Below are 16994 nucleotides of genomic sequence, written 5' to 3'. Positions count from 1 at the left end.
GCTGCTGTCATGTCGTATTTGTGGATTGTTAAGGATGCTGTTTTGCTTGTATCAATCACGTCTGTTGTAGCTGCATGGACTGATGCGATTGGTGTTACCATCATTGCTGCTGTTAGCATTGCAACGACTGCTCTTTTCATAAAATCTTTAATTCTCATAATATTATGCCTTATTCCTTTCCGGGTTTTCCCTGGTAATATATGTTCCTTCTTGTTTGCTTCTTCCTTTCGGAGGATCTCTTATTTTCATTTTACTTATCTCCTTATCATTGAAAAAAACATCAAACAAGCAACTACTGTACAGTTACCTGCTCAATGTTTTTAATCGTTATTTTCTTAGTTCCTCCTGGTTCTTCCCAGACTTCAATATTTTCTTTCGTCATGTATTCTTCGATTGGGATTTTTATTTGTATATCATTTTCTGTCTTTAGATCGATATAAGCCAAATTTTTTATCGTATCTTCTTTTTCTACCGTAAATGAATCATACTGCATGTCGTAATGTTCCATTTTTTCATCAAATTCTTGTTTCTTTTGCGGATTGTCCCCATACAGCTCATCACTGATTTTATTAACCTTAAATTCCTGGTCTTCCTTGAATAGATAATATAAATCACTCTTTGTTTTCATCTGCTGTTGTAATCCGTCTTCTGGATATTTTTTATTAATATCATTTACTACTCTGCTTAAAATCTGATATTTTCTTTTTACGTCGATATCGGTAAAACATTTAAGAAATCGTTCGGACAAGTAAAAGATCTTATCTCCATTGAGCATTTCATACTTTTTTTCACGCAGTAATATTTTATGTTCTGACAGGTTAAATATCATAACCTCATTTGGTTTTTTACCTAACGGCAAAGTTCTTTGATGCCGGATGTCTTTTATTTGTCCTTGTCCATTTTCTTTCCAGATTTCATGCATGAAACCTGCTGAAAAATTCAATTTTATCAGTCCATAATAAAGACTTCCTGCAATCTGGAAACTCAAACACAATAAATCAGCGGATGGAATATCTGCACTGTCACACATAATGTCATATAATTCCTCCGCTATTTCTGCACTGGTTCTGATAAATGCTTCAACGTTGTTTTCATTCATTTGTTCAATACGGTTCATGACTTTGGAATCGTTATTCCATTTTGCCTGTTTTACTTCATCTGCCTGCATGATGTAAACTAATTGCTTTCTAAGTAATTCCATAATGTCATTTTTCAGAAACAATAGTTCTCTGGCTGCTTCAAAATTTCCATTTTCGACATCTAATAATTGTATGACTGCCCTTCTGAATATGATGTCATCTGAAGAAATATTCATTTTCTATTAATCTCCTTTCTTAAGCTTGCATTTGCAAGCATTTGTAATATACTAAGAGGATTTACTATTTTATCTTAATCACCCATTGTAATTTCAAGCTCTATATCTTCTTCGATCACAGATTCATTACCTGGCATCGTGTAATTTTCCTGTTCATAGGTGGATGTTTCAGACCAGTTTTCTTGTTCTGCTTCCCAGATATTTTCCTGCTTATAATTTCCATCCAGTGCTTCCGATACTTGATGTATCAACGCCGATGTATCATAGTTTTTTATTGGCATTCCCTGTTTGATCTTATCTTGCAATTCTTCCACACTGCTAAAACCAAGCATCTCTGCTTCTGCTATTACTTCTTCTGGAAATACATCTTGTTCTTTTTCCTCCTGCATCTCTGCTTCTTGCTGCTCTGGCAAAAATTCTTTGACATTTTCTAAGTATTTTTCTTTTACCAGCCGGTGACCTTCCACATCATCCGGATGCCTTAATTCACTTTTTTCAAGATATTTAATCCCTGCTTCGATGCTGCCTGCTTTTACCGCTCGTTTTATTGCAACCTTTAATTTTGCATTTCCTAAATTACTTAGTTCCTCACTCTGTATCTGTGAAATCTGCTTTTGCTGTGTATTTTGCTGTTCTTCCTGATATTCTTGATAATTTTCTATCAGATAATCAGAAATCTCCGACGCATTATGTACTGCCCGGAATAACTCGTTTGGATCATTTTCAAGAACTGATATCCATGACTGTAGATACGCTGCATGATCATTTACTGCCTCATCTGATAATTGAATTCCTAGATCCATCTGCAAAAAGGCACTTCCAAATTCAGCATTTAATTCCTCTTTTGCATATTCTGGTGTCCCAAATTTATTGTTTAATTGTCGATTTAACCTGTCCGGATGCCCTGTTGAATGAGACATCTCATGCAATGTAACTGCTAAAAACGCTTCCTGACTCTTAAAATGATCTCTTGGCGGAAGCATGATTTTATCTTCTGTCGGAGAATAATATGCTCTTGGCTGCATTGCCTCAACAATCTCACACTGACTGGAAGCGATCACTTCTTCTGCAACCTGCAGCATTTCATTTTTCTCCATCGGAATCACTTTTGGTATCGGTCCGATTCCGTCGATCTGTTCTGCATTGAAAACCCTGAAAAAATTTACATATGGATTTCTTAGCTTAATCATCTTTTTTTCAATCTCTCCATTTTCATTTTCCTCTTCAATGACCTTTGACCATATCCATTTTTCAAGCAGCACTGACTTTGCACCTTTTTTTATTCGATACCCTTGGTTATTTGCCTGTTTTAACGTCATCCATCGAGGATCTTCATACTTTTGCTCTACCGATGCCATCAAAAGTCTTAACAAATTCACTCCCTGGTATCTTGCACCACTGATCGGATTATGTGGCAATCCATACATGCCAACACTATTCCACATCTCACGAACAGGATGGACTCCATCCTGCATCTTTTGAATCAGTGTTTCCACCAGCTTTTTTCTTGAGTCAGAAACAATCTGTGAAGCGGTTTTCTTTGCGTTTGACTTTGCCATATCTGTTTCCCTCCCAACTAAAAAAAGGACTTTGATTCTCATCTTGTCCCTTTGTTTATCTGTTTGCTTTTTTAAATTCCTTTAGTGACTGTTCTGTGACTCCAAATGCTGACAATTGACTGATATCTTTGATTTCTTCACCTGTCAATTCATCTTCATCGACCCAATCAAGTCCATCTGCTTCTTCCGGACCTGCAATCATTTTCTGAATCCATGTAATATCCTGAACTTTCAAATCCTGGTTATGATTTCTCATTTGCTCACCTCCCTGTAAATACTATAGATATCTAGAGTGTATATAATATTGTTTTTTCCAATGATATATTTTATTTAAATTACTATTGTCTTCTTAGGGTGACATTCATTTCTACCTAAATAAGAACGTGCCGATCAAGTTCCTGAATCTGTTGTAATTTTCGTAAAATTTGATTGTCACAATACTTCTTTTTTAGCACCTTCCAGGTATTTATCATCTCAACTTCCACCATAAAATGCTCAATTCTAATTTGTGTCATATTGTATACATGTCGGATAACTCTGTAACATCTTTTCACAAACTGGCCAAGATTAAATTTCTCCAAACATATCCTGACAAACATCACGCATTCTCCATGAATGATCTTTTGTGAAATATGAAGTAGTTTCCTGTATATCAGTGTTTTCAATGCTCTGCGAGTCTTATAAAATGGAATTCTTAATGTTGCAGCTAATCTTTCGATTGAAAAATATGTAAAAGCTTCTTTATCTGCACGCATGATCAAATATCCGAGTAATAATTTCTCATATTTGTTCATTTTCATACTTCGATATAAAATCTGAAGACAGAGATACTTGTATTCAATAGAGACTATAACTTCCTCTTTTTTTAAGAATTCCTGAAATACTTCCTCTTCCTGAATCCACTGTTTTATATCATTATCATTGAAAAAAAACTCTCTTTGTTCCTCTGGAGTTAGATAGTATCGATTGGTAAATTGTTTTCCCATTGCTTTCTGCTCTGCTTTTACAATGTATCCTTTTTCCGCTAATGCATTTGTTTGTCTTTGAATGGTACGTTCACAAAATCCGATTTCTTTTTCCATCGTATTTACGGCCGGATAACAATACCCTTTTTTGTCCATACGGCTTAAAAGATTCAGAAATACACTTTTTCCAGCTGTTGTAATGTCTGGATCAGCCATAACTTTCTGAAAGCTTGTGAACATTTCCATACTATCTTCTCCTGTTTATCTTAATTAATCTTTAATTCTTTCTCCGGTATCTGGTGTATCTTCTTCTGCCGGCTGCATTTCCCAGTCAGATGTATCTGTGGGTGCTTCCGTTACTTCTTCTGTTGTCGTTTCGGTAGTCTCCGTTTCTTTTATTTGCTCCGTTGTCGTTACTGTTGCGTTATTTCTTGTTCTTTTGTGATCTGACTTTCTCGGCTGATTTGCGATAATTGCCAGAATAATTACAATCACCATTGCAATTGCGGCAACCACCATGGAAACCAATTGTCTTTTTTTATAATCCATTCCGTTCTCCTCCTTACTTTGATATTACCCAAAATGGACCCCCTGCACTTGCACTTCCATTTGATTCATTTACAATCAGATCCAAACTCCAGGTTTTCTTAGTTCTCTCTCGTGATCCGCAGTCTGCGACTGTTATTTTTCCATTTTTGATGCCTGTCAAAACAATAAAATGACCACCTTTTGTAAAGTGACCATGGGACATAATCGCAATTACAAGTTTCTTTGATTTCAAGGCACTAACAATTTCACTTTTATTTTTTCCTACACCTTTGCATTTTAACTTGTATTTTTTAGCTAATGCCGGAATTACATCATGCTTGCTTCCTGCTCCAGACACATAATATCCATTTTTGCCTGCCCATTCGCATGTCTGTCTTGGAGTTACCTTCTTTCCAGATAACGTTGATATACAAATGGCTGCAGATGTAGGTCCGCATCCCGACTTTCCAATCGTACTTGTGCTGTAAGGAAGGGATCGCCAGGCTGCATCGCCCTGATTGTAGTAAACAACCTTCAGACCGCAATTTCCATCTAACAAGGAAATTTCTGCTGAAGAATCTCCTGTTGCGATTGAATAGTATTTCATTACTTTTTCTGCATGATTTGGTGTTCCCTTCGCACCTGCCGGCATCATCGTATCACTATATTGTTTGCTAAGTGCTAACGTATATTTTCCACCATGTTTCTTAATCCAACTGATCCAGCGATCCATCCCATAGTTGTATCCCTGGATTGCAACTTTTATATGATCGATGTCATATGGACTTTCTACCGATGCTTTTTTCAACGCATCTCTTAATTCCTGAACACCTGCATTAATGCTGCATTCTGCATGTCCTGAAGGAATTCCATTCGGACTGTGACTGTGTCCGCCACCATTGTTCTTTGTTTTTAAACAATACAGACCATACGCACCTTCGGCAGCCTGCATGGGATCGGGTTCGCATCCACCTGATTCAGCCTGCATTAATGCTAATGCCAAATCCGTATATTCTCCAATTTTATATTGACTGCAATATTTATTTACAGTGGGTCTCCATTTTTCGACTTCCCTTGATAATGGAGAGGCTGCAGTTCCGGCAGTTGTTCCAAGTCCAGCAACAGACATGAATATCACAAGAAAAAAGATGATCGGTGCTAATACAATAATCAAGAGCCTCTTTCTTCTTTCTTCGTCAAAAAAGCTCATCAATAAGTATCTCTCAAGCACTATCGACCACCTGCTTTTCCAAAATACTCCCACTTGTAGTCCGGAATATCAAATTTTACATGTAGTCGTTTGGAACCTACCATGAATAAAGCATGGCCTCTTCTTTTGCTTTCCAGAAGTTCTCTTTCTGCTTCTGTCAAGTTATACAATTTACTCGTTTCTTCCAGATTCTTTCCATCGGTTCCAAACAAAATCTTGTAACATGGAGTATCAAGCAATGCCTGTCCATACATCTTAACCTTTGGGTCCAAAAAATCGACCACACTATGACTGATAATAATCAATCCTGCTTCGTACTTTCTGTCTCGTTTTGCTACATTTCTTAAGAATACTAACGATTGTGGTACATCTGGATCGATCATCAGATATGCTTCATCACAAACGAGCATTACTTTTTCAGTTCGATCTTTACTCATGATATTCCATGACCACGTTTGCAATAAGAAATATTGTGCACGTTTCACATTGTCTGATGTTGATTGCAGAGAATATGTATCTAATACTGTAATATTACTGTTAGTTTCTAATGTAGTTGGACCATTCCATAATGCAGCATCAGCTCCATTTGCAGCATCTTCTAAATATAGAACAAGATCTTCATAAATATCTACCTTAGTGTCTTTTTGTTCCTTATATAGCTTCTGTTTTTCTTTCAATTTGTTATACAAATCTGACATAATAGGGAAATCTTCTGGTCTTAATTTTGATGCATCTGTATTCCAATCAATTCTAAAATCCTTATACAGATCAATCAATGTCATTTTTAGAACTGCCTTATGCTTATCAGTTAAAGACGGCAGATATATTGAGAAAAACACCTCTAAATGTTTAATATATAAAGCCAGATCTCCAAGTCCATTTCCATCATCTTCTTTATCATAGTAATCTGTAATTCCCGGTTCTGTTTCATCTGGAACATCATTTCTTGGAATTGGCATAATCTGTAATGGGTTTACTCGCGATCTCGCACCTCCACCTGCATCTAACCAATTTCCACCCAGATTCCTACATAAATCTTTATATTCACCCTCTGGATCAATGAATATAAATTTTGTACCAAGCATAAATAATGAAATAGTTAGATCCTTTGTACTTGCACTTTTTCCTGTCCCAGGAACACCCATAATTACAAAATTACTATTTGTTCTGTCATTTTCACGTAACCATACATCTAAAACCACCAAACCACCATCTGCATCCTTTGCAATATAACATCCAGCGTTATCATTAAGTCCTGAACTGGAAAATGGAAATCCTCCAACAAAACTTCGAAGTGGCATAACCCTGTTACTTACTTCATGAATCAATGGTGTATCCGTATAGAATGGTGCGACATGCTGCATTGCGTGTTTTTGCATCAAAGTTAATGGCCGTACCTTTAAATTGGCCATAGCACACGTTCCCCTCATCTTTTGTTCCACCTTTTTCAATGTTTCTTTATCTGATGCCAGTGGAATTAATGTACCTGCCAATTCTCCTACACTTTCTCCATTCTCATCGATCTGCCGTAACAGATTGATTCCATCGTCAGCACCTTTTTTGGCACGCTGTTTTTTCAACGGTTCCTTTTCAGAATTTGCCTGACCTAGCAACATTGTTACGTTCTTATTAATGTTTTCTAAAATCTCACCATTGTTCGGTGTAAAAGTAAAAGAAACCATTGTAGATGGAATATTTGTGATACGTGTCAACCAGCCATAGTCTGGGTTTGGTGGATATTTAATTGCTCCATATCCTTTACAATAGTTCTCACCCAGTATGAATTGATTCGCTTCAAATTTCATGGCTATTGGTGATATGATATTTAATAATGAAGCATTTTCCTCTATCTTCTTTTTTTTAGCCATTATTGTACTCCTTTTAATATTGGTATCGTTGGTTTCGTATCTTCATCTTCTAAAGAAATTACTGCTGGATTGTTTACAAGATTACATAACCTGATAATATCTGAATTCTTTAAGATTTCCGTTTTAATTCCTACTGTTTCAAAATGTTCTGCAAAATCATGCACTCTCTTTTTTAAGTCCTTTTCTACATCTTCTGTTAATTTCATAGATATATAGAAGAAAAACTGCCTCTCCACAATTTCTTCTCCAAAGATAAAATCTGATAAATTTTCCATTTCTTTTCTTAAGAGCTCTCTTCGATAAGGATCTGTAACTTGATTTCTCAAGATATCATAGTACTCCAGCAACGGCTGCATATCGACTGGCCGAGATATTGCCAGAAAATGAAAAGGTTCTTTCTCTCCTGACATCTCTGACGTTAATTGCTTTACTAATGTCTGTTTTTCACGGTGTGAAAATAAGCCAACACTTACTGGCAATATTTTTATATATCCAATGGCATAATCATCATTCGTGTATAAAAAGTTATTTTGAATATTTCGAACATTCGTAAACTTTTGTGCTGTTTCCTGCTCTTTCGTAAGTTTCTTTTTCTTCTCTTTTTTCTTCATGCATTACTTCCTCTTTCTCTTCATTTTCTCTTTTTCTTTTCTTGCTTCATATACTTTCTGCTGACGGTAAGCTTTACGGGCGGCTAACTCATAATAAGCTTGGGATAACGGACATGTTGAATCCAAAAAAAGTGGTGATTTATCAACATATTCTTTTCCGTTGTAAATAACCTTTTCAAATCCCAATCTGTATAATTCCTCATTTGTAATCCTTACTTTGATCGTATTGTCTAACATTCTTACATTCTCCTTTATACTTGTTTTCTTCCCTGATCATTTATTTTCTCCACCTTCTTATTCAACTTTATATTCCATATTGAACGTTTCTTTTTTTTTCTTTTTTTGAGTTGTACTCTTCGATCGTTTGGTTGTTGCATGTTTTTTCGCTGTTGTTGTTCTTCTACGACTTGTTTTTCGTACAGATCTTCTTGTACTTCTCTGCCTTTGTGTTGTTGTATATCTTCTTCGTGTCGTCACAGTTTGTCTTTTTACTGTACTTGTAGTAAGCTTTTTTTGACTTTTCTTTTTCGTCTTTTTTACTGTTACTTCTTTCTTTATTTCTTTTTCTGTCACTGTTTGTGTCGTTGCATGAGTTGTTCTCGTTTCCTGTTGTACTTCCTTTTTTAAATGCTGTTTTTTCTTTTCTGCATTTTTATTCAATACAATCAATGAAACGCCAACTCCAATGAATACAATCAAAAAAAGCAAGATCATTCCAAATCCTGCTTTTTTTAATCGATCGATTCTATTTTTCTTTTTATTCTGCTTTTCTTCTTCCTGAATCTCGGATATCAAATCATTCGAAGATTCTTCCTTAGTTTCTGTTTCTTCTTTTATGTATATTAAAAAATCTGTTCCTAGTAATTTCTGAAATTCTTGTGCATGCTGCTCTTGAAACGGATTTTCAATCTGAATCTGTATATCCCTGTCTTTATAATGTAATACATATTCATTGTCATTATGCTCAATGAATATTTGAATTTTACAGCACTCAAACATTTTTTTAACTTGATCCTGATTGCAAAAAGAACAGACTGTATAAAAAGCATCATTCGCCACATTACACATAAATGAAATGCCATTCCATTTATAAATTTCTTCTATTTTTGAAAGTTTATATTCCTCTGCAATTCTGGGAAGCTGTGGATCTTTCGATATTTCACAATAGCAGATATTTTTCTCTCTTCGAGATAATTCCTTTGTAAAGCTTAAAGCAACTAATACTGCATCGATTCTATTTTTCGATAGAAAGCCTATCTGCATTTCTTCTTGTTCTTCAGGCTGCTCCTCTTTTTCTGGAATTTCTAATACTTTTTTTAATGATGACAGGATATTATCATCATAATTTACAATTTCTATCTGATCTGTACTCTGAAAACTGCCTTCATGTCTTAAAATAAAAACAATCTTTATGTCAGAAAAGCTTTTTTGAAATTCCATCAGATCATTAGAATCTTCAATTGCTGCCTGATCGATCACGATCGTATCAGGCTTCATTGTATCAATATTTACATATTCCTTTTTCAAAAAATCCGAAAGATTACAATTCCATTTGATGTAATTACGATGAAGGATATCTAATTCTTTTCCAACATGTTCTAAATCGCTTGATATTAAAAATAAGATCATTCTTCTACCTTCCACTCATCTATATATCTATATAAATATATCTGTTGCTCTTTTAAATAAGCAATAAAAAGCATTATAAACAGTCTCATCGAAATATTACCTTCAATCCTAGTATTAAATCCTGCACATGCTGGAATTCCTATCAGAACTGTTAAGATTGGAATCGACAAATCTCTTACAATTCCATAGATTATAATTGAAAAAAAAATGATAAATGCTGACATGAAAATGGTAATATATAATTCCTTTTTTCCAAATCCGGGAAAATATTCATGCTTAGCTGTCACATATGCCGGTATGTATAAATCTCCTTGATTTTTTTGCTCCATCTGTTTTCTCCTTTCTAACTTTTATGGCTCTGCTGTCATTATTTAAAATATTCCAGCACTGCATCTTTTAAACTGTAAATTAGTATCGTAAAAACCATGAATATAACCACATTTCTGATTCGAAGAAGATTCTGCTTAATCGTATCTGGATCAGCTATGATGTTCATAATTAGTATCATAATTCTAGCTATGCCACCAGCATTTATTAATAACATAATTGCTTTTATCAATTCTGTTATTGTTTTCATTTAAATCCTCCTTGTTATTATCTAAATATTCTCTTTATATTTGCTAATGCTTGTACCTTACTAGACATTCCCCCACCTCCTTGTCGGATAAATAAATAATCCTGCACAAGCTGTGGACCTCTTAATGCTAATGCACCAAACGCAATCGCCCATATTGGATGTTTCGTAAATAACAATGCCATGGCAAAACGCAATAATATAATTTGAAGAGAACTTGCAAATCCTATCTGCAAAAATTTCTTTCCGGCAACCTTAAATGAACCTCCATCCGAGTCCATCAATCCAACCGATGTTAGAGGAATTGCAAATTTTAAGACCATTAACTCAGCTCCATTCATAATCAATTTTACATACAAAAATATAACTATAATAACGAATACAAGTACTAATAGTAAGGTTGTAATTCCTGCTCCAATCAAAGATACAATCAGTTGACTTGAAATTGCATCGATTTCTTCTTTGCTTCCCATGGCTTTCAGAATTTCTTTTGTAAATGTTTTAAAGATATTAACCAATGGTGTATATAATCCTAAGAATGTCACAGATATTGCCACTGCTTCAAAAAATCCTGTCAGGATTGTAACTGGATCGTGATCTGGATCTCCATCCGACTGTAGTATGTAAATCTGAAATCCTTTGAATGCGAATTTTAAAATCAGTAATCCAATTGCATACTTTACAATTACCGCATTTATTTTATTAAAATCTAATCCCTTGATCAAATGTTTATTTGTTATATAATTTTGGCAGTTTAACGCAATATCCAATAGATCTACCAAAAATTTATTTAACTGTTCAACTGCATCTTTCACAAGATCTTCTAAAAAACTACTTATTAATCCACTTACCATAAAACTCCTCTCTGTTTACTACTTAAAATAAGAAAGAATAACTGGTATAAGGGCCACTACAGATACTACTAGTATAAGAGCTATTATTATATTTTTGATTTTTTTTGTGTAAATCTTTGAATCCATCTCATCTGATATTTTTATACGAATCAGATTAATAATGATCATAACTATTGCAATTCCTGTAGCAACACTAATTAGTGGCGTTCTCAAATCCTTAAATAATTGAATTGTACCTGTAAATAATTTTGTTTTTCCTATTCCACCAGCAAACACATAATTTTCTGCCATACAAAAACAAATCATTATATTAAATACAATTACACCTAGTTTATTTTTCAGTTTGTTTAATTTGTTTTTCATTTTAATCTCCTTAGAAAACTTATTATTTAACAGTAATAACCCATTTATGAACATCACCTTTTACCCAATGTCCATATGTTCTTTTCACAACACAACTAATCGTAGCCTTTCCTTTTCTCTTAGCATGTACTTTGTGATCACCTGATTTATACTCTCTTTTTGTTACTGTAGCAACCTTTGGATTACTGCTTTTCCATTTATATGTATCTGGACAAAATCCCAGATAATCAATTCCAACAAAAAAAGTTTTTCCCTTTTTTACAGTTTGATAATGTTTGACTGTAATAGGTTTTCGTGTTTTCTTTTTTGCTTTTGCTATTTTTGTTACAGCAGTCTTATTTGTTAAGGAATTGGAAGCCTTGATTTCATTTGTTCCATTTCCACATATACCTGTTACAATTAATAAACTCAATGCAACTACTATCATCTGTTTTCTTACTGTTTTTTTCATAATACATACCTCCTATTTGCCTTTATTATTTTCCTTCGCTGCAGCCTTGGCTGCTTTTTCTAACTGTTGTTTTAAGATTTCTGCATCAATACGCTTCTTCCATACATCCCAAATTCCCCAAAGCTCCATTTTCACATTATGAGGACGTTCATTCTTTCTATGTTCTTCTGCCTTTCTCCTTCGTAATTGATTATTGTGTTCTTCATCTCCCATTCCAAGAAATTCATTCATAGAATATTTTGATAAGTCTGGAGCATACATAATTGCCGGATCTGAATCTGACATAACTAATGAATAAGGTCTTTGTAACTTTCCAACTTCATCTGGATACAATAAAGGTCTGCCCATGAGATTAGAACTTTCTCCATCACTTCCACTTTTCGTAAATGTTCCTGATGGAGTATTACTGCTTTTAGAATAAGATCGTGTTGTATAATTTCCAAGATCTTCTGAAATTTTCTTCTTAGTAGCTGGATTCGGACTGCGAAGATATATTTTAATATCCGCATTATCCTGAATAATCTGCGAAACCTTTTCACCGTATACATCATCCAACTGTGCATAAGACTGAATAAACATAAAATGACGAATTCCTTTTCCTGTTCCAAATGATGTTTGTTGTCTCATATTCGTAATCTTGGTAAAGTTTCCAATTTCATCGTCTACAAATGTCCATCTTTTTGGAATACGTCCACCATACTTTGCATCTGCTAAGTAATCAATTTGATCTGATAATTGACGAAGTACCAGACTCGCCAATGGGAAATATGTTTTGTCTCTTGCTGGCAGACAAAGATAAACGATTACTTTCTTTCCTTCTTCTATCAGCTTTTCAATGTCAAAATCACTAGCATTCGTCATTTGGTTAATCGCAGGAATTGTCAATAATTTCAATGTCATAATTGCTGATACATAAAAAGAAGATCTTGTTCGCATAGCTGCAACCTTTGTCGCTGCTAACAAGATCTTTGCTGGATGATCCTCTGGAAGAGAATCGATATAAAATTGTAAAGGCAGGGCTCCTCGATATTCTGAACACATTTCAGTGATAAAATAAAACACGTTGGTCAAGTTTTGATATTCTGGATGATCCTGATTATCATAGCAAACAGCCATAATTGATGCCGCTAACGTCGCTGCTTCTCCATCATTCCAAAGCTTATCACCATGCTCTGGTGGTTCTCCTACTAGCTGACTTACCAGACTCCATGTTTCTTCAATTGCTCGAGATATATCTTTCCTTCGGAGTGCCTGAACTATTGGTTCAAGAAAATTTTTTCGGTCTGACTCATAAGGATTTATAAAATTAATACAAATCGTCTCATATCCGCACCTTTTGGCTGTATCTTCCGTATAATCTCTTATTTCTCCCTTCAAATCTGGTATAAAAACATTCTCTCCAGCAAGTATCAGCATAGTTATCGTTTCTATAACCACATTTCTTGTCTTACCACTTCGTGTTGCTCCAATAATAAGTGCATGTAAATCTTTTGTAATCAGATATATTTTTTCTTTTATTTTCCTTGAGAAAAAGGATTTTTTGATATCTTCTTTTCCAATTACTAATCCACCTGCAGGGATATGTTCTTTTCCTTCCATTAGTTTTTTTGAATCAATAATAACTGAATCAAATACTTTATCAAAATCTTTCTTATTCAGCCATTTCGCTGTACCATGTTGGCCATGACCTGACGGTGCAGGCGTGTGAATTTGTGGTGTAATTTCAATAGTATCAACCTTAAATGCTGAAGTGTTACTAACTGATAATGTTATAATTCCTAAAATCAGAATAATAAAAAAGAACAGTGTAAACATTTTTACCTGTTCATGATTTAAAGTATATTGTTTCATTACAAATGGATTTGTAAAAAACCTTATATGCTCTGGATCTTTTAATACACTATCCAAAAAAATTGCTGCAAATGAACTAATATACAATAATATAGATACTGCAACTGCAATTATTAATACCCTAAATATAATTTTTTTCAGAAAACTACTGTCACTTTTTTCTTTTGTCAAATAAACACCTTCTTTCTATCTTTCCCAATCCATTCCATGTCCCTTTTCTTCTTCTCTCTGCCATTCATCAATAGCTCTCGCAGAATACTCTTGTAAATTTGTCTGATGTGGATATGAATTACCTTTGAATCCCTCTATGATTGAAAAAAGCAAAAACAATCTATCCAATTTCTGCAATTCTCCAATATCTTTTGCCTCATATTTTCCAGAACAAATCTCTTTTAATCTTTTTTTATTTTTTTTGAATTTTTCTTCCAAGGCCTCTTTTGTGTAAGCTTCTTGAGGATAAAAAGATTTATTACTAATCGACTGATGCCCTTCCTTAAAAAAGGAAATATATTTATGATTGTCATCCCATCGTACATGATATCCTTGCTGTCCCATTAATTCAATAAATTCTTCTTTCGACGTTGCTTTATAAGCTGCATTCCCAACAATAAAAAATGTTTCTGTTTTAAAACTCATAGGCCATTTTAATTTATCTGGATCTTTCTTCCAATGTTTTCTGTAATTGTCCATAAATCTTTTTCGCATTGCTTCTTTCGTATAATTTTCAGGATTTTCAAAAATCTTGTTTCTCATTTTTTTACCGTATGGGTTCGTAAATAATACATATTTTTCTTTATGTCTCCATCTTACCTGGTATCCTTGTTTATTCATCAGCGAAAAAAATTCCATATGATCTTCTGCAATATCGAGTGCTGCATCTACGGCCAATTGGGTTTCTTTTTTCCAACTTGTCCCATTCATTTCTGCGTTTTTTTCTGCTGGTGACTTATTCCTTACTACTTCTTTTTCTGGAAGAATTGAAAGATTATGCTCCTTGCATAATCGATCCGAAACACGTCTTAAAATCTTCAAATCTGCCAACTGCCATTTATGTCCATCGTCTACATTTACCGTATTTACAATAAAATGTGTATGGATATGATCTCTATCCGTGTGTACTGCATATGATATTTGAAATCCTTCAAAATTTTTTTGCTTTACAAATTCATCTGCAATCTGTTTGGCCAGTTTCGGTGTAACCTCTCCAGGCTTGAAAGATTGTATATAATGCATACACATTCTTTTTCCTTCCTGGGCTTTTCCCCATAATCCCTTCGTCAGCATAAACTCTTTGTATATCTTATCCGGATCAGATGTATTCATCAGAAACGTACCACCCTGCAATTCTTGATCTGTTTTTTCTGGATTATGCACGTAATGCAGAATATAATTCATTTTGCTCTTTGTATTGTATTTCATATATTTTCCTGCTTTATCCTGTGCCTGGGTCACGGTTGCCATGATTATTTATCACCTCACTGATCTCATTTAATTTGTCATATGTTAACTGCAACATTTCTAAACATTCGGCCAGATTGACACTTGTAATTCGTCCTTCATGAGCAAGCATTGTCAGCTGATTTAGATTGTTCCCAATTTTTGCAACCTGCATGTGTAAATCTCTGATTCCAGAAATTACAATCACTGGATGATCGTTGATTGCTTTTCTTACATAATCTGAAAAATTCAACCCTGTATCTTCTAATGACAAGAGAACACGTTTTTCTTCTTCCTTACTCATTCGGATTGTTTTTCTTCTGTCTTTCATGGATTTTTACCTACTAATTGCTCATTAAAATCTTTATAGCCATTAAATGGAGCCTCATCCCAAACATCATACTTTGAACCATAACAATCCCTTAATTTCTTAGTCTGTTCCCGTCCCCATTTGTCATTATCAAGATGTAAAAATATTTTCTGAATATCATAATGCTTCAGATATTCTTTTAATGCTGTATCTGCCAGACAGCAAAGTGCAACATGATGATCTTTAATTGCTTCTGGATAAAGTGTTAAATAACTCATTAAATCTATCGGAGCTTCGTACACATGCAATATTTTACTTTCTCCTGGTAAATGAACTGCAAATCTTTTATCACTTCCCTGCACTTCTCCTTTAAATGGCTTATTCGTCATTGTACCCCTGATTACACACTGTCTTGGAACACCTTCGTAGTCATAACCGACAAATACACAGCTGTGATACCTATTTTCATACAACATTTTTTTCTCTATAAACTTATCGACTACCCAACGATCGATCTTTCTAGTTTTTATAAGATACGCATAAATATGCCGGAAACTTTCAGCTCTCTCCGGAAGAGAAAATTCTACGGTTTCTTTTTTCACCGGTTCTCTCTTATATGTATCAAGACCTCTAATTCCTAAAAGATAAGATACCGCTTCAATGAACGTACAGCCTTGAATGAACATCACTAACTGTATCGGACCACCACCATAATTGTTTGCATTTCCAAGATTTGCAGAAAAACAATTGAAAGCATTTTTTTCAGGTGTAATATATAAACCACCATATCCTGATACTTTATATGTATTTCTTTTTCTTTCCAATGGTAAATTTAATTCTTTTGCCACGTCTAAAATATCTCTTAAATCAGCTTCTAAAATCTGTTCTCTTGAAAATCTTTTTCTTCTCATACTCTCCCCTCTTTCTTTAAGTGTTCTTCTATTTTCTTCAGTTGCGGAAAAATAATATGAAATTGTTTATCTGAAAGTCCACATAAACTTATTTCATCATTTTCATATTTTTCTCCAACGATCAGTACGTTTCCTAAAATCACCTCTCCGTGAATGTCTGTCTTGTATAAGTATGAAGCAATTTTATTTAATTTTGCCTTTGGATTAAATAAAAATTCTTCATCTACCATCATGCTTACCTTTTCTCCAGGTTCATATCTATTAATTACATGTCCCGCTCCAATTTCCGTATATAATCTCACTGGTTGAACATGCTGCATCAAACGACATCCGTTTCCTATGTATTTTTTTAATTGTTCCCAATCATCTTTGGGAGGATATTCTAATTCTTCTACTTCATCATCTTGAGTAATCAATATCATCTTTTCCATTTCTACTTACCATCCTTTCCATTTTTATTTTCTTTTGGAATAAGAAAAATACAGAATGATTTCTGCACTTTTCTTATTTCAAAATTGAAGAGGCTGCCCTACGGCAACCTCTTCTTCAGCTATTATT

20 protein-coding genes are annotated in these 16994 nt (G+C 34.2%); all 20 read right to left on the bottom strand.

All coding sequences use genetic code 11. The features are described 5' to 3' along the window. Positions 1–292: 292 nt before the first annotated feature. The 20 genes from OCV53_RS09800 to OCV53_RS09705 all read right to left on the bottom strand — a co-directional run bounded on the left by OCV53_RS09800 (position 293) and on the right by OCV53_RS09705 (position 16867). A complete protein-coding gene (locus OCV53_RS09800; RefSeq protein ID WP_055197983.1) occupies positions 293–1315 on the bottom strand; it encodes a nucleoid-associated protein in 1023 nt (340 codons plus the stop codon). Positions 1316–1389: 74 nt separating this feature from the next. Further along, on the bottom strand, positions 1390–2874 hold the full coding sequence (locus tag OCV53_RS09795) for an ArdC family protein (RefSeq protein WP_055197981.1): 1485 nt from the start codon (positions 2872–2874) through the stop codon (positions 1390–1392). Positions 2875–2929: 55 nt separating this feature from the next. Beyond that, positions 2930–3130 (bottom strand): hypothetical protein, encoded by a 201-nt coding sequence (locus OCV53_RS09790; protein ID WP_055197979.1) that lies wholly within the window; start codon positions 3128–3130, stop codon positions 2930–2932. Positions 3131–3245: 115 nt separating this feature from the next. Beyond that, entirely contained in the window at positions 3246–4085 is an 840-nt protein-coding gene (locus tag OCV53_RS09785) for a helix-turn-helix domain-containing protein (RefSeq protein ID WP_055197977.1), read from the bottom strand. A 24-nt stretch (positions 4086–4109) separates the two neighbouring features. Beyond that, the gene (locus tag OCV53_RS09780; RefSeq protein WP_055197975.1) at positions 4110–4388 is read right to left on the bottom strand and encodes a hypothetical protein; all 279 of its coding nucleotides are present in this window, start codon (positions 4386–4388) and stop codon (positions 4110–4112) included. A 13-nt stretch (positions 4389–4401) separates the two neighbouring features. Further along, a complete protein-coding gene (locus OCV53_RS09775; protein WP_172674559.1) occupies positions 4402–5541 on the bottom strand; it encodes a lysozyme family protein in 1140 nt (379 codons plus the stop codon). Between the two features lie 56 nt (positions 5542–5597). Continuing rightward, entirely contained in the window at positions 5598–7445 is a 1848-nt protein-coding gene (locus tag OCV53_RS09770) for a VirB4 family type IV secretion system protein (RefSeq protein WP_055197971.1), read from the bottom strand. Then, positions 7445–8056: a hypothetical protein gene (locus tag OCV53_RS09765; protein ID WP_055197968.1), complete on the bottom strand. Its 612-nt coding sequence runs from the start codon at positions 8054–8056 to the stop codon at positions 7445–7447. The genes OCV53_RS09770 and OCV53_RS09765 overlap by 1 nt, the downstream gene beginning before the upstream one ends. A 3-nt stretch (positions 8057–8059) precedes the next feature. Further along, positions 8060–8293, bottom strand: coding sequence for a hypothetical protein (locus tag OCV53_RS09760; RefSeq protein ID WP_055197966.1), 234 nt, complete (start codon positions 8291–8293; stop codon positions 8060–8062). Positions 8294–8350: 57 nt separating this feature from the next. Next, the gene (locus tag OCV53_RS09755; protein WP_055197964.1) at positions 8351–9685 is read right to left on the bottom strand and encodes a hypothetical protein; all 1335 of its coding nucleotides are present in this window, start codon (positions 9683–9685) and stop codon (positions 8351–8353) included. Then, positions 9682–10014 carry a hypothetical protein gene (locus OCV53_RS09750; protein WP_055197962.1) on the bottom strand — a complete coding sequence of 111 codons (333 nt, stop codon included), beginning with the start codon at positions 10012–10014 and terminating at the stop codon, positions 9682–9684. Before OCV53_RS09750 ends, OCV53_RS09755 begins: the two co-directional genes overlap by 4 nt. Positions 10015–10052: 38 nt before the next feature. After that, a complete protein-coding gene (locus OCV53_RS09745) occupies positions 10053–10262 on the bottom strand; it encodes a hypothetical protein (protein ID WP_055197960.1) in 210 nt (69 codons plus the stop codon). A 17-nt stretch (positions 10263–10279) separates the two neighbouring features. After that, the gene (locus OCV53_RS09740) at positions 10280–11113 is read right to left on the bottom strand and encodes a conjugal transfer protein TrbL family protein (RefSeq protein ID WP_055197958.1); all 834 of its coding nucleotides are present in this window, start codon (positions 11111–11113) and stop codon (positions 10280–10282) included. Between the two features lie 18 nt (positions 11114–11131). Next, positions 11132–11476 (bottom strand): hypothetical protein, encoded by a 345-nt coding sequence (locus OCV53_RS09735; RefSeq protein WP_055197956.1) that lies wholly within the window; start codon positions 11474–11476, stop codon positions 11132–11134. A 22-nt stretch (positions 11477–11498) separates the two neighbouring features. Then, entirely contained in the window at positions 11499–11927 is a 429-nt protein-coding gene (locus OCV53_RS09730) for an Ig-like domain-containing protein (protein ID WP_055197954.1), read from the bottom strand. A gap of 12 nt (positions 11928–11939) precedes the next feature. Next, the gene (locus OCV53_RS09725) at positions 11940–13949 is read right to left on the bottom strand and encodes a type IV secretory system conjugative DNA transfer family protein (protein ID WP_055197951.1); all 2010 of its coding nucleotides are present in this window, start codon (positions 13947–13949) and stop codon (positions 11940–11942) included. A gap of 15 nt (positions 13950–13964) precedes the next feature. Beyond that, on the bottom strand, positions 13965–15239 hold the full coding sequence (locus OCV53_RS09720; protein ID WP_055197948.1) for a relaxase/mobilization nuclease domain-containing protein: 1275 nt from the start codon (positions 15237–15239) through the stop codon (positions 13965–13967). Continuing rightward, positions 15211–15546, bottom strand: coding sequence for a MobC family plasmid mobilization relaxosome protein (locus tag OCV53_RS09715; RefSeq protein ID WP_055197946.1), 336 nt, complete (start codon positions 15544–15546; stop codon positions 15211–15213). The genes OCV53_RS09720 and OCV53_RS09715 overlap by 29 nt, the downstream gene beginning before the upstream one ends. Further along, positions 15543–16436, bottom strand: coding sequence for a DUF3991 domain-containing protein (locus tag OCV53_RS09710; RefSeq protein ID WP_055197944.1), 894 nt, complete (start codon positions 16434–16436; stop codon positions 15543–15545). Before OCV53_RS09710 ends, OCV53_RS09715 begins: the two co-directional genes overlap by 4 nt. Further along, on the bottom strand, positions 16433–16867 hold the full coding sequence (locus OCV53_RS09705) for a hypothetical protein (RefSeq protein WP_055197942.1): 435 nt from the start codon (positions 16865–16867) through the stop codon (positions 16433–16435). Before OCV53_RS09705 ends, OCV53_RS09710 begins: the two co-directional genes overlap by 4 nt. Positions 16868–16994: the final 127 nt, after the last annotated feature.

Source organism: Anaerostipes amylophilus, from assembly GCF_025567365.1.
In the GTDB taxonomy this organism is placed as follows: domain Bacteria; phylum Bacillota; class Clostridia; order Lachnospirales; family Lachnospiraceae; genus Anaerostipes; species Anaerostipes amylophilus.
Note: the sequence above shows the minus strand (reverse complement) of the source record. Positions and strands in the feature narration are given on the sequence as shown.

What these genes read in the sequence shown, in the direction of transcription:
- OCV53_RS09795 (WP_055197981.1), bottom strand. Translation starts at nt 2,874, where the DNA reads ATGGCAAAGTCAAACGCAAAGAAAACCGCTTCACAGATTGTTTCTGAC.
- OCV53_RS09755 (WP_055197964.1), bottom strand. Translation starts at nt 9,685, where the DNA reads ATGATCTTATTTTTAATATCAAGCGATTTAGAACATGTTGGAAAAGAA.
- OCV53_RS09800 (WP_055197983.1), bottom strand. Translation starts at nt 1,315, where the DNA reads ATGAATATTTCTTCAGATGACATCATATTCAGAAGGGCAGTCATACAA.
- OCV53_RS09745 (WP_055197960.1), bottom strand. Translation starts at nt 10,262, where the DNA reads ATGAAAACAATAACAGAATTGATAAAAGCAATTATGTTATTAATAAAT.
- OCV53_RS09715 (WP_055197946.1), bottom strand. Translation starts at nt 15,546, where the DNA reads ATGAAAGACAGAAGAAAAACAATCCGAATGAGTAAGGAAGAAGAAAAA.
- OCV53_RS09740 (WP_055197958.1), bottom strand. Translation starts at nt 11,113, where the DNA reads ATGGTAAGTGGATTAATAAGTAGTTTTTTAGAAGATCTTGTGAAAGAT.
- OCV53_RS09710 (WP_055197944.1), bottom strand. Translation starts at nt 16,436, where the DNA reads ATGAGAAGAAAAAGATTTTCAAGAGAACAGATTTTAGAAGCTGATTTA.
- OCV53_RS09765 (WP_055197968.1), bottom strand. Translation starts at nt 8,056, where the DNA reads ATGAAGAAAAAAGAGAAGAAAAAGAAACTTACGAAAGAGCAGGAAACA.
- OCV53_RS09785 (WP_055197977.1), bottom strand. Translation starts at nt 4,085, where the DNA reads ATGGAAATGTTCACAAGCTTTCAGAAAGTTATGGCTGATCCAGACATT.
- OCV53_RS09730 (WP_055197954.1), bottom strand. Translation starts at nt 11,927, where the DNA reads ATGAAAAAAACAGTAAGAAAACAGATGATAGTAGTTGCATTGAGTTTA.
- OCV53_RS09735 (WP_055197956.1), bottom strand. Translation starts at nt 11,476, where the DNA reads ATGAAAAACAAATTAAACAAACTGAAAAATAAACTAGGTGTAATTGTA.
- OCV53_RS09790 (WP_055197979.1), bottom strand. Translation starts at nt 3,130, where the DNA reads ATGAGAAATCATAACCAGGATTTGAAAGTTCAGGATATTACATGGATT.
- OCV53_RS09780 (WP_055197975.1), bottom strand. Translation starts at nt 4,388, where the DNA reads ATGGATTATAAAAAAAGACAATTGGTTTCCATGGTGGTTGCCGCAATT.
- OCV53_RS09770 (WP_055197971.1), bottom strand. Translation starts at nt 7,445, where the DNA reads ATGGCTAAAAAAAAGAAGATAGAGGAAAATGCTTCATTATTAAATATC.
- OCV53_RS09760 (WP_055197966.1), bottom strand. Translation starts at nt 8,293, where the DNA reads ATGTTAGACAATACGATCAAAGTAAGGATTACAAATGAGGAATTATAC.
- OCV53_RS09705 (WP_055197942.1), bottom strand. Translation starts at nt 16,867, where the DNA reads ATGGAAAAGATGATATTGATTACTCAAGATGATGAAGTAGAAGAATTA.
- OCV53_RS09750 (WP_055197962.1), bottom strand. Translation starts at nt 10,014, where the DNA reads ATGGAGCAAAAAAATCAAGGAGATTTATACATACCGGCATATGTGACA.
- OCV53_RS09720 (WP_055197948.1), bottom strand. Translation starts at nt 15,239, where the DNA reads ATGGCAACCGTGACCCAGGCACAGGATAAAGCAGGAAAATATATGAAA.